8 protein-coding genes and 1 pseudogene are annotated in these 13,072 nt (G+C 57.3%); 3 read left to right on the forward strand and 6 right to left on the reverse strand.

Translation table 11 applies throughout. From position 1 onward, the window contains the following. Positions 1 to 4 precede the first annotated feature (4 nt). The 6 genes and pseudogenes from ACRQ1B_RS19750 to ACRQ1B_RS19775 all read right to left on the reverse strand — a co-directional run bounded on the left by ACRQ1B_RS19750 (position 5) and on the right by ACRQ1B_RS19775 (position 6,991). On the reverse strand, positions 5 to 517 hold the full coding sequence (locus tag ACRQ1B_RS19750) for a DUF995 domain-containing protein (RefSeq protein WP_432295702.1): 513 nt from the start codon (positions 515 to 517) through the stop codon (positions 5 to 7). A 51-nt stretch (positions 518 to 568) separates the two neighbouring features. Next, positions 569 to 2,404 (reverse strand): glycosyltransferase, encoded by a 1,836-nt coding sequence (locus tag ACRQ1B_RS19755; protein ID WP_432295703.1) that lies wholly within the window; start codon positions 2,402 to 2,404, stop codon positions 569 to 571. Beyond that, complete coding sequence (gene galE / locus ACRQ1B_RS19760; protein WP_432295704.1) at positions 2,401 to 3,384, reverse strand: UDP-glucose 4-epimerase GalE; 984 nt, start codon at positions 3,382 to 3,384, stop codon at positions 2,401 to 2,403. Before galE ends, ACRQ1B_RS19755 begins: the two co-directional genes overlap by 4 nt. Continuing rightward, a complete protein-coding gene (locus tag ACRQ1B_RS19765) occupies positions 3,384 to 4,376 on the reverse strand; it encodes a UDP-glucuronic acid decarboxylase family protein (protein ID WP_432295806.1) in 993 nt (330 codons plus the stop codon). Before ACRQ1B_RS19765 ends, galE begins: the two co-directional genes overlap by 1 nt. Before the next feature lie 695 nt (positions 4,377 to 5,071). Then, positions 5,072 to 5,470 (reverse strand): annotated as a pseudogene (locus ACRQ1B_RS19770) (response regulator transcription factor); the annotation flags it as partial. An 822-nt stretch (positions 5,471 to 6,292) separates the two neighbouring features. Further along, positions 6,293 to 6,991 carry a response regulator transcription factor gene (locus ACRQ1B_RS19775; RefSeq protein ID WP_432295705.1) on the reverse strand — a complete coding sequence of 233 codons (699 nt, stop codon included), beginning with the start codon at positions 6,989 to 6,991 and terminating at the stop codon, positions 6,293 to 6,295. 710 nt (positions 6,992 to 7,701) lie between these two features. On the opposite strand from ACRQ1B_RS19775, the gene ACRQ1B_RS19780 reads away from it, so the two are divergent. The 3 genes from ACRQ1B_RS19780 to ACRQ1B_RS19790 all read left to right on the forward strand — a co-directional run bounded on the left by ACRQ1B_RS19780 (position 7,702) and on the right by ACRQ1B_RS19790 (position 13,070). Then, a complete protein-coding gene (locus ACRQ1B_RS19780) occupies positions 7,702 to 8,682 on the forward strand; it encodes a fibrinogen-binding protein (RefSeq protein WP_432295706.1) in 981 nt (326 codons plus the stop codon). A 153-nt stretch (positions 8,683 to 8,835) separates the two neighbouring features. Further along, on the forward strand, positions 8,836 to 10,860 hold the full coding sequence (locus ACRQ1B_RS19785) for a hypothetical protein (protein ID WP_432295707.1): 2,025 nt from the start codon (positions 8,836 to 8,838) through the stop codon (positions 10,858 to 10,860). A gap of 20 nt (positions 10,861 to 10,880) precedes the next feature. Beyond that, a complete protein-coding gene (locus tag ACRQ1B_RS19790; RefSeq protein WP_432295709.1) occupies positions 10,881 to 13,070 on the forward strand; it encodes a type I secretion system permease/ATPase in 2,190 nt (729 codons plus the stop codon). Positions 13,071 to 13,072: the final 2 nt, after the last annotated feature.

The raw sequence follows: 13,072 nt of genomic DNA on the forward strand, positions 1-13,072 counted from the left end.
TTTCTCAGTTTCGACCATCATCTCGGGAAACCGAAGCCTGCCACCGGCGAACCTTTGGTGTCACAGTATCGGCGGCGACCAGCTTGCGGAATTCGTCACCCTGACGCGCGCGCGCATGGCGGAACACATACCATTTGCCGAACGGATGCCGGCGCTGATAGATCGCGCCGCCCACCTTCATGTGACCGAAACAGGTTGCGGCGCGTGCAGCGCCATCGCTCGCATACCATTTGGCAAAAATGCATAGCTTGCCGTTTTCATCGACCGCCCAGCGCCCCTGTCCGATCGAGGATTTTCCGTCCTCCCGCGTGTAGGCGGAGAACTGCTTGTGCATGGTTTTGAAACGACCGCCGCCGCTGTTCCAGATCCATGTCCTGTCGCCATAGATCGAGGTCAGTTCCGCTGCCGTGACGGGCACGACAACCGATCGCATGGCCTTTGTCTGGGCAGAGGCCGGAAATGGCATGGCCAGGACGGATAACAATGCGCCGGCCAACGCAAAATGATTCATATTCATCTTAGTCTCCCTGTTCTCAACGCAAAACATCCGGGTGAGAGACCGGCATTTTCAGATAGTTCGCTCGCCTTTTCCCGTTGCCGGGGTGAAGCCATTCCAGCGGAAGCGGAACGTGGTGATCTTGGTGCGGCTGCCAAATCCGGCACCGGCAATGGTAAAGCGTGTCTCGCTGAAACTGACGACCTGCTGGCCGAAGGACATGGCTTCCGCCGCTCCGGCTGCCTTCTGGCTGAACTGCGCGCCGCCGAGGACAACGGCTGCCATCGCTGCGACCATAGCCGTTTTGATGCCGCGAGACCGCACGACTGCCGGCATGCCGTTTTCGCGGGCATGCCGCAGAGCGATCAACGCAGCGGCGCCCGCATAAACGGCCAGATTGACAGCGGCAAACAGATGGAAACCGCGCGCCGCATCTGCATCGGGCGCAACCCACATCACGAGCGCAGTCAGGCCGGCAAGACCGACATAGGGAAACACGACCCTTACCGGCAGACACTGCGCCTGTTTGTCCTTGGGCGTAATCCGAAAATCGACGAAGCCCTTTGCCAGACTGTCCCACACCGCCATCACGGCGCCGGCCAGCGACCAGGGCCAACGGACGAACGGAAACACCAACCCCTCCCAGCCGAACAGTTTTGCCGAGCGCGGCCGGAACAATCCGGTCGAACGCCAGAAGATCGCCAAACCGATCAGCGTGATCGAAAGCGGCAGGAAATGCGCCAGAAAATCAACATAGCTGACCTCTGCGAGGGATTGTCCGCTCGCAAGCGAGATCAGCGGCATCGAAAACATCACCGCCATGAAGACGGAATAGAGCGGATACCAGAGCTGCGCGAAAACGAACTGGAATTTCAGCGCCGGCGGCAGCTTGGCGACAAGTGGCGCGGAATGCTGCAAAAGCAGCGTCGTCAGGCTGCGCGACCATTGAAATTCCTGTACGGCAAGATCCGCAAAGGTGGCTGGGCCATCGCCGTGGGCAATCGCATCGACCGCGTGAACACCGCGCCAGCCCCCGGCATTCATCATCAGCGTCGTCGAATGGTCTTCCGCAAGTTCCGGGCCGAGCCCGCCGATGTCTTTCAACGCTCTGGTGCGCACGGCATAATGCGATCCTATGCACAAGGGAGCCCAGCCGTTGTTGTACCCAATCTGCAAGGCACCGTGCAGGCTTGCCTCCGCATAAAGCCGGCCGCGCGCAGCCCAGCTTTGAGAAGCATTCGCGTCGCAGATGCTGGGCGCCGAAACATAGCCCACCGCCGGATCGGAAAAAGGTCGTATCACCTCCAGCAGATAGGTGGGCTCGGGCACATGATCGGCATCGAACTGGGCGACGAAATCATAACGGTCATAACCGTAATGATCGTAAAAATAGGCGAGATTGCCTTCCTTGCAGCGTGTCCGGCGCGGCCATTGCTCCCGGTGATAGGCCGCCACGCCCTTCCGCGTCGAAACGAACACGCCATGATCACGGCAGAATGCCAGGGTTTCTTCCGAGGGATCTTCGTCGGCCAACCAGACGTCATATGTCATGCCGACCTGTGCCAGCATGCCGAAAAGCGTGTGGCGCACCACCTCGAACGGCTCGGATGGCGCCTTGGTGACGATCATGGCGATGCGCCCTGTGGGAAGGGCTGCATCGGGCCGCATCCGCCGTGCCTGAAAAAAGATGGCGACGAAATAACCGGGAATGAGCGTGACCCATGCCAGAATGACAGTGACGATTGCAAACGACAGCCAGCCGCCGACATGGTCGGGACGCAGCCACCAAATCCAGAAATACACGAGTGCACCCAGCCAGACTGCAGCACCAACCACATAGGCAAAGGCCCGCCACCCGATAAAAACAGGCTCCAGCCGCGATTGGTCCAGCACTCGGTGAATGGTCATTTGACAACCTCCAGACCGAATGTCGGTGCGGCAGTTCGGATGATCGTGTCGATATCGGAAAGGCGCGGCACAAAACCAAGCGTTTTGCGTGCCCTCGCCGTATCGGCAAACAGCACGGGCGGATCACCCGGTCGCCTGTCACCAAATGCAACGGGCACACGCCGGCCGGTCACCCGACCAATCGATTGAACGATATCAAACACGGAGGTGCCTTGACCCGACCCGAGATTGACCCGCAGCGTCTCGCCACCCGACAGCAGGTGACGGACGGCAGACAGATGGGCGTCGGCAAGATCACAGACATGCACATAATCGCGAACACAGGTGCCGTCCGGCGTCGCATAATCCCGGCCGAAGACGTCCAATCGGTCCAGACGGCCGATCGCCGCCATCAGCGCCCTTGGGATGAGATGGGTTTCCGGCTCGTGGCGTTCCGACAGTTCGCCGACGGGATCTGCGCCCGCGGCATTGAAATACCGCAGCGCCACGAAACTCAGGCCATAAGCGGCGGCATAATCCTCAAGCGCCTGTTCAAAAACCAGCTTCGTTCGGCCATAGGGATTGATCGGTTTCTGAGAACAATCTTCGCGCACCGGCAGCTGTGCAGGTTCGCCGTAGGTGGCACAACTGCTGGAAAACACCATCCGCTCGATACCGCTTGCCAGACAGGCGTCCAGAAGCGTCAGCCCGCCAACGACATTGTTGCGATAGTATTTTCTCGGATCCACGACGGATTCACCGACATAGGCACTTGCCGCACAATGCACGATGCAATCGGCCTTCGATGTCTTGAGTGACCGGCAAAGCCCATCGAAATCGGCAATGTCCAGTTGCTCCAGTGGACCCCAACGCACCGCATCGGCATGACCGGTCGAAAGGTTGTCGACTGCAATCACCCGCATGCCGGCAGTGGCCAGTGTCTTGCACACATGGCTGCCGATGAAACCAGCTCCTCCGGTGACGACAACCGTGCCCGACATCACGCCACCTCCACCGAAGCGCGGTCATGCTGGGCGCCGATAACGCCGTCGAAATACTGGATCGTGCGCTGCAGACCGGCTCGAAGAGCGACCTTGGGTTCCCAGCCAAGCTGCTCGCGGGCGCGGGAAATATCGGGACGACGCTGGCGCGGATCATCGACCGCAGCGGCCAGATGGACGATACGCGATCGCGAATTCGTCAGTTCCAGCACGAGTTCGGCCAGTTCGATCATCGGGATTTCGACCGGGTTGCCGAGATTGATCGGGCCGACGACATCCTTGCCGGCACCGGAAAACCGCACGAAAGCCTCGATCAAGTCATCGACGTAGCACAAGGAGCGCGTCTGATGGCCATCGCCGTAGATGGTGATATCCTTGTTCGTCAGTGCCTGAACGATGAAGTTCGATACCACGCGGCCGTCATCAAGACGCATGCGCGGGCCGTAAGTGTTGAAGATGCGCCCGACCTTGATGTCCGTTCCATATTTGCGGTGATAGTCGAACAGAAGGGTTTCGGCAGACCGTTTGCCTTCGTCGTAGCAGGCTCGCGGACCGACCGGGTTGACATTGCCGCAATAGGCCTCTTCCTGCGGATGTTGCAGCGGATCGCCATAGACCTCGGATGTCGAGGATTGCACAATGGTAGCGCCGTTCAGGCGGGCAACTTCGAGACCGTGCAGGGCGCCGAGTACACCGGTCAGCAGTGTGCCGACGGGATCGCGCTGGTAATCCGGCGGCGACGCGGGCGAAGCAAAGTTGAAAATCAGCGAAACATCGGCGTGATACACCTCGCGAACATCCTGCTCGACAACGGCAAAACGCTGCGATGTCGCCAGATGAGCGATATTGGCGCGCCGCCCGGTCGAGAAATCATCCAGGCAGATGACGTCACGCCCATCCTGCAGGAGACGCTCGCACAAATGCGAGCCAAGAAAACCCGCGCCCCCCGTCACCAGAACCGGACGAGACGATTGCGGTTGCGCCATTTGCATCAGTGCAGAGCTGGTAAGTCTAGGTTTACGCATAACAGTTCCCCTTCCGGCGACCTCAAGCGCACGCCGGTTACAATCACCAGAATATGGAGGGACAAGCGGGTCTGTTTCGTTTCGTCAGCGAGACGCCGAGAGGAAACCGTGGAAAACTTTAACGCCGTCTTAACTATAATTGTCTCTCAAAATATAATTTCGTCAAATAGAAATACATAGAATTACACTAATTCATCAGAGACATAGCTATATCAGTCGACCAAAATAACCCGTCTGAACGATAGGGATTAGGCCTCGTAAATCTGGAATAAAGGAATTCATAATATAAGCGGATTAGCTTACTGATAGCCAATCTGATTCTGGAGATTTTCGTGCAGATAACGCCAGCGATACGCGTTTTCGTCGCGACCGCAGTGATTGCGGTGCTCTCGTCCTGTTCTGTAACGGATAACGACACGGCCGACGCGACTGTCTGCTGTAAGCCCGGAAAGACATCGACGGCGATTGCATCGACAAAGACCAAGACCTATGCGTTCGCGACACCGAAGCCCGTCAAAATCCTTCGCAGCGAAAGTTCTGCCAAAACAGCTTCGGCAACCACCGTCAATCCCAGCAGGACAGCCTTTCTCGGAAGCGCGCCGTATATCTGCTCCCCAAGCGGCTTTGGTCGAAAATCCGCGTGTTTTCTGCGCTGACGAACGTCAGCACGCCAGGGCGAGCTGCGGGTATTTCGTTAACCCGTTGAAATACTGAGAGGCGGCTTCGGTACGATTCCGCACCTGCATTTTCTTGTAGATATTGCGGATATGCGCCTTCACCGTATTTTCTGAAAGCTTCAGCGTGCCGGCAATATTCTTGTTTTGCGTACCCTTACAGACCAGGTCGAGTATCTCCACTTCACGCAGGGTAAGCCTGGAACGACTGACCCCTTCTTTTCCCGGGGTATCTGCGGCATGCAAACGCCGCGCCCCATGCCCTTGCAGGCGCGCCGGACGACTTTGCTGCAGCAACAAGGATGGAAAATGCTCGCCCCCTTTGGCGAGCAGTTCAATACCGGCAAGAAAAACATCAAGGTGCAGACTGAGCGACAGCACGCCGTTGATCCTCTGTTTTTCCATGAGTTGTCGCAGAACCGGTTGCGCTGCCTCCAGGTCATTCATGATGATGCCGATGGCGCTGGCCGCCAGACCATCCCTCACCTGCGAGACGATCTGATCGATCTGCGAGGGATCCTGGCAATAAATCAATGTAAGTCGGATGCTGCCGACGACATCCGCAGGAATATCCGCCGGGTTTTCATAGGTAACGACATCATAGTCCGGAAACCGGCCGCAGAGGATTTCCGCGAAACATTCCATCAGCAGGCCCGTCTGGGCCATGATCGCCACTTTTTGCTGGCGACGAACACGTCCCGACTGCGGAACCATCTCTGCAACTGCAATATCTGTCATACGCATCACAACCCCTCACCCGATACTTGAACGCGCTGTATTGACTCAGTTCAGATAGCCATCCGTCTTCATGTTAAGGAATTACTTACTAAGCATAGTCGGAAATTCAAATAAAACAACGGGATTTTCACTTCGCCAAAGAACCTCATACCAATGGATGCAATGTTCATGACAAATTTCATCTTTTGATTGCAATTTCCACAGATTTTTTCGTTACAACCAGTTTTCCATGCTGCACCAAGCAGCCATATATTGAGCAATTACATAACTATTTTGAAAGCTGACCGAATATTAAAATACACCCAAGGAAAGTTTTTGGGTAACCCCAATATAGGTGAAAGAAATCACGAAATTTGCGTGTAAACGGCGAATGAAATTTGGAAAAACAACGTCGAACCGCCCGGCGTTCAGCCGATCGCAGCTGATCGCCATACCTGTCAGTAATAAGTGAGCAGTGGTTCGCTGACGCAGTCAGTCTTTACGTTTCGGCTTAAGCGTGGCAGCAAAATCGCTTTTGAAGAACTGTGAGGCAGCCTCCGTACGATTGCGGACACCCATCTTTTTGTAGATGTTGCGGATATGAACCTTCACCGTATTTTCGGAGAGCCGAAGGCGGTCGGCGATGATCTTGTTCTGCGTACCGTTGCACAGAAGATCGAGGATCTGGATTTCGCGAGTCGTCAGTGCGATTGCCGCGGGATCGGGGGCGCCATGATTGCCTTCGCCAGCCTCGGCACGCGTGGACCCGTACCGCGTAATCGGCAAATCTCCTTCGAAGCGGCGCAGCCGCTGCAGCAGCGCAGATGGAAAATGTTCTCCCCCCTTCACAAGCAGCCGAACGGCGGCAAGAAAAACATCGAGCCGCAAATCAAGCGAAACGACGCCATCCACGCCCTCCGTCCCCGATATCTGCTGGAATATATCTTCTGCTTCGTCGATGCTCTCCACCACGATTCCGATCGATTGCTCCGTGGCGTGATCATGCAGTCGCTCCAGCATGTCCCAGATCGTCTCCGGAGCTGGACGATAAAGAAGCACAAGCCGCGCATCTTCACCCTCTTCGTCGCTCAGATGCGAGATATGATCACGACGCGATACATCATTATCCGGGAAATTTTTCATGAGCACTTCAACCAGGCATTCAGCGGTCAAAGTACGCGGCGCCACCATGACGATCGCTCGTCCGCGCCCCCCGGCACCGATCTGTCGTGTCGATTTGTCGTTGAACTGTTGGCCCATCAACATACTTGTCCCCTCCGGTGTGGCAACACTTTACGTCACGCTCCTAAGAACGGGCGGTAGGCGCCACTCGTTATTGATTACAAAACCAGTATAAATGCAGGGTTATCAAAAATAAATCGTCACTTCGGGTTATAAATCCGACCATCACCTTGTTTACGTGAAACAAAATCATCAAACACATAACACATTGTCCGGTTTATATTGACCTTGAGCCCCATCGCCCGGAAGGAATTCGCCACCTTTCACACCCGTCCTGGCTCATTTAATAACCTGTAAAGCATTTATTTCATCATGAGCAGGTGTAACCTCCAATCCACCAAGGCTAATCCTTTTTTGTGTCTTGGATCAAAACTGATTTGGGTGTTGTCTGAGGTTGTCGAGGCGACAGAAGGCGCCGCAGGCTGAACACCCGCTGAAAACCCCAAGTATTCTCGACAAAAATCCGAAAATATCGACGTGAGTTTGAAAGTATATTTACTTTCGGAAGAAGTCCTCGTGCGTTTTCGTGGGATTTTCTTCCGGATCACCGGCAGATGAAAAGTTCATCGTACGTCTGCTCATCAAAATCGGAACAGCGCGAGTGATCCCATAACAGATGAGAGGGGTCGAGCGCATTCCAACATCTTGGAGGAATACGCATGTCTAAAGGTTATGAACCCAAGGGCTCCGACGAGTCGACCGTAGCTGGCGCATTGGCCGACGGCTTTGCCGCCAGCGCCATCAACTCCACGGAAGTGGACGAAGGCTCGACCGGTTATGTCGGCGGCCTCGCCAACGGCGACAACCGCGGCAACACCGACAATAGCGTCGATGTCGACGCCAAGGTCGATATTGAAGCCGGCAACGGCAACAACCGCGATAACGATTACGATTGGAGCTACGACAGCAAGTCGTATTCCAACACCGAGACGGATATCAAGAACATCTCGGACAACGACACGAAGACCGTGACCTCCACGGACATCAAGTCGGATTACGACTGGAGCTACGACAGCAAGTCCTACTCCAACACCGAAACCGACACCGACATCAAGACGGTTACGGAGACCAAGACCGATATCGACACCGACGTGAAGACCATCTCGAGCGATGACGATACGACCACCAACGCCACCAACAGCTTCAACTCTTCGGACACCGACTTTGCGGTCCTCGAAGACGTGAAGGACTTCAGCAACCTGGGTATCGCCGGCGGTGATCTCACCTTCAATCTCGGGGACGATTTCTCGTTCACCCTGGATGTCGACAATATCCTCAACGACTCGCTGAATGGCGGCGGCGGCACCGGCTTCAGTGCCGTGCAGGCCAACCATCTTGCCGACCAGGATTCCGCCTGGGAAATCCGGATGGAGAACGGCGGCGCCCAGAACCACCTCAACGCCAACGCCGGTACCGCCAACGGCGCCGAAGGGATGGAACTGGACGGGAAGACCTGGGACCTCAAGGCAGACGACGATGTGACTGGCACGAGCACGGCAGATGCGTCCGCCATCCTCGCCAACTCGGGCTTCCACTTCGAGTTCGTTCAGGGCGCCAACATGCTCAGCAACGCAATCGACAGCAGCGTCATCGGTGGCAACTCGCATGTCACTGACGTTGGTGAAGACACCGCAGGCTGACATCTTCTCCACCAAAGGCAAGAAGGACCGCACCGAAACCCCGTCGGTGCGGTCCGATCCGATGTTCCGAATAATCTGTGACGCAGGGAATGGACGGTGAGATCGTATTGATCCTCAGCCGGACTGGGCGTCGTCTGGCCGAGGAAGACGGACATGCACGCGGAAAAGCTCTCCGAGATGATCGCGAATTTCATCGGCTTTCTCGACCTGGCACTCGAGGACGATCGGATGCGCACGCATCTCACCGGCGGCAAGGTAGAGACGTTCGATGCACGCCCTCCGGCCGATCTGGAATCCCTCGATCCGCGCTTTGCCTCAAACCTTCTGCTCGACGATTACGATCCCAGCCTGTCTTACCGCAGCGGATTTGTCAGGTTCGTGGTCGACAAAATCCATCTGGGCATCGACGACCAGGATTACGACTGGGGCACATATTTGCGCGCCGGCTTCGGCAACGCAGATCCGGATTTCATCAGACCATTCATCCCGTCATCCTCAGATGATCCGCAACTCCCGATCTTCATGGGGCCCGGATCGGTCATTTCCCACATGGCCCAGTTCAACCTGCTGCAGGACGACGACTACCTGAACCTTCGGGATGGCCGTATCGAGCTTTTTGACACCCGTTTCGTGGTCGAGAAGCTCAACGACTATCTGATTGCGGGCAAACCCTACGTGCCGTTTGGCGGCTTGGACCGCATCGACACCTATGAGGGATTGACGGCGATACGCGACCAGATCCGCGACCATGCCCAGAATATCCAAGAGAACCGGATCCATTCGCTCAACGACGGCGCCGAGATTGATTTCGTACAGGCCGGGCACGCCATCGAGGGGTTCTATGTCAACGGCGAGCGGGTCTCCGAAGTCCCTGACATCGATGATTACCTGCCCGACCGTGGTCTTGCGACACCCCCTTCCGAACCGGAGGAAAGCGAAGTTTCGTTATCCTCTGCCGATGCGCCGAGGGATCGCCTCGAGGTCGAGGCAGGCGCCAATATTGTGCTCAGCGTCGCGACCGTCACGAATGTCGGCATCATGGCGCCGGTCATGGCGGTGATGGGACATTACTCCCAGGCCGATGTCATCAGCCAGTTCACCATCTATAGCGACCACGATGTCATTGCCTATCAACCGCTGGGCGGCGAGCAGCAACACGAGATCCTGCCGGCAACGACAGTCGCCATGAATATCGGTGCCTTTGAGCGCTCCACCTATGAAATGCCCTCGGCCACAACAGATGCGACCCACGCAGCGATCTTCCCGACCACCTGGCAGGTGAGCGTCGTTGAAGGCGACGTCTCCTTCGTACAGTGGATGGAGCAATACAACTTCATCACCGACAACGACCAGATGGTGATCACTTCGACCGGCTGCGAAATGTCGGTGATCATGGGCGGCAACTCCGTGGTCAACTTCGCCTCCTATCTCGGCATCAGCCTGCAATACGATCTGGTGATCGTCGGCGGCGACGTTCTCGACATGAACATCATCAGCCAGGTGGCGGTGCTCTACGACAATGACTGGATTGTCGGGGCGGGTAGCGCGGGCGGAACCACGGATTATTCGACCAGCGGAAATCTGCTCTGGAACAGCGCCTCGATCCACAATGTGGGAGCCAGCGACCGTTTCGAAACAATGCCGGACTATATGGTCAAGACCATGGAAGCGATCGAGGCTCGCGACGCGAACATGCCCGACGGGCTGGCGACCGATCCGAATTTCGAGGGTTTTGCAGGGCTGAAAGTCCTATACATCACAGGCAATCTATACGACGTGTCACTGATCAAGCAGGTCAGCGTTCTCGGCGATGCGGATCACGTCACGGAAGCCGCCAGTCTCGTGCTGAGCGCCAATCCCGACGCAGAGATCACCGTGGGCACCGGCAGCAATGCCGTCGTCAATCTGGCCAGCATCATCGATTACGACACATTCGGGGCGACCACCTATCTCAGCGGCAGCCTCTACAGCGACGTCATCCTCATTCAGGGCGGCCTGATCGACGACGACGACACCCGGCCGCTGCTGGTCGAACATCGGCTGGCCAACGAGGTCATCGCGTTTCTCGATGACAATCCGGATACGGCTGACACAGACGACGCCATCATCAGTTCCGGTCGGGATCTGTCCTGGTCGAATGTCAATCCGGCGGATGTCATGCAGACCGTGGTCCACTGAGACAGTGCCGAGGGGGCAACATGAATTTCATCTCCAAAAAGTACGTCATTCCGGCAGCGGTTCCAGCCGCATCAGCAAAAAAAGACCACCCCGGACAGGCGAACGAAGACGAACTGACAGACGCCTGCATCTTCGCCATCGAGAAGGCGGTTTCCGACATTCGCCGGCTGGCCGCTGAAGCTCAACCATTTGTGCCCGAGGCACCCATCCCCGCCCCAGTTCATGCCGATATCGAAATGGCGGCCACGCCTGCGCCTGTGGCTGCGGTTACGACTGCCGGTGAACCGCAGGCACGCCTGCCCGAAGACGGGGAACTCAAGGCGACGCCCGACCTGCATTTCGGAAAGACGATCGAAGTCGAGTCTGGGCCGATCCGCCAGAACGAGCGCCGGACCGGCAGCGGTGATGGCGGCAACGTCAGTGACAATGGCGGCGGCGGCGGTGGTGGCGGGGGCGGCAATGGCGGCCATAGCGCATTCCATAAACGCAGCAGTCCGATCAGTTTTGCCGCAAGCCTTGCCAAGGGACTTGCCATCCTGCGCCGCAACCTGGCGATCGTGATGATTTTCACCGTCGCCATCAACGTGCTTGTGCTGGCCATCCCGCTATATCTTTTCCAGATTTCCGACCGCGTCCTGACCAGCCGTTCCATCGACACGCTCGTCATGCTGACGGTCGTCGTGCTCGGCGCGATCCTGGTGCAGGCCTTTCTCGATTCCATCCGCCGTTTCATTCTGATGCGAACCGCCGTGGAACTGGAAGTAGAACTGGGCGCGCCGATCCTCAGCGCCGCCGCGCGTGCATCTTTGAACGGCAGCGGCAAGGATTATCAGACGCTGCAGGATCTGCAGCAGATTCGCGCCTTCCTGACATCCGGCACGCTGGTCGCGTTTCTCGATGCGCCCATCATGCCGCTGTTCGTCGTGGTCGTTTACGTCGTGCACCCGCATCTGGGCATCATCATCATGCTGTGCTGCGCCGTGCTGTTCGGCATCGCCTACCTCAACCAGAAATTTACCGCGCGCCAGTTCGCGGAAGCCAACTTCTACGTCAGCCGCGCCAACCTCCATCTGGAGTCCATGGCCCGCAATTCCCAGATCATCAATGCCATGGCGATGATCCCCGAGGCGGTGAAGATGTGGGGGCAGGAAACGGCGGGATCGCTCAAATCGCATGTCGGCGCGCAGGACCGCAACATCATGTTTGCCGGCATCTCCAAGGCATGCCGCATGGTGGCGCAGGTCGCGCTGCTCGGCTGGGGTGCTCATCTGTCACTGTCGGGTGAACTGACGGGCGGCATGGTCATCGCGGCCTCTATCGTTTCGGGCCGCGCGCTCGCTCCGATCGAAGGCGCGATCGAAGGCTGGCACCAGTTCAACAAGTCGGCGACGGCCTATAGCCGAATCAAGCAACTGCTGTTGAATTCACCGCTGAACTTTCCCCGCCTGCGTCTGCCCAATCCGGAGGGCCGGCTGGATGTGGAACGGGTGCTGTTCGTCCCGCCACCGCAGAAAAAGGTGATCCTCAACGGCATTTCCTTCTCGCTCAACAAGGGGGAGTCGCTGGCGGTCATCGGCAATTCCGGCTCTGGCAAGACCACGCTCGGCAAGATGCTGGTGGGCTCCATTCTTCCAACGTCGGGCAATGTCCGTCTGGACCTGATGGACCTGCGCAATTGGGATCAGCGACAGTTCGGCGAAAGCATCGGCTACCTGCCGCAGGACGTGCAGCTGTTTCCCGGTACGATCAAGGCCAATATCAGCCGCATGCGCGACGACATCGAGGATCGCCAGGTCTATGAAGCCGCCGTGCTGGCCGACGTACACGAACTGATCGCCAGCCTGCCGCAAGGCTATGAGACGGTCGTCTCCGGGGATGGTTCACCACTGTCTGGCGGACAAAAACAGCGCATCGCACTGGCGCGTGCCTTTTTCGGCGATCCGAAACTGGTGGTTCTCGACGAGCCCAATTCCAACCTCGACACCCAGGGCGAAGCCGCACTTGCCAAGGCCCTGCGGCATGCCAAGCAAAACAACATCACCACGGTGACGATCACCCAGCGTCCTGCGCTTCTGCAGGTCGTTGACAAGATCCTCATCCTCAAGGACGGCACGGTCGCCATGTTCGGCGAGCGCATGGACGTGCTCAAGGCGCTCGACAAGGGCGCTCCGAAACGCGAGCAGCTGCCCCCGAAAAACGAAGACAGGTGAGA

This window comes from Endobacterium panacihumi, from assembly GCF_050847465.1.
GTDB lineage: Bacteria > Pseudomonadota > Alphaproteobacteria > Rhizobiales > Rhizobiaceae > Neorhizobium > Neorhizobium panacihumi.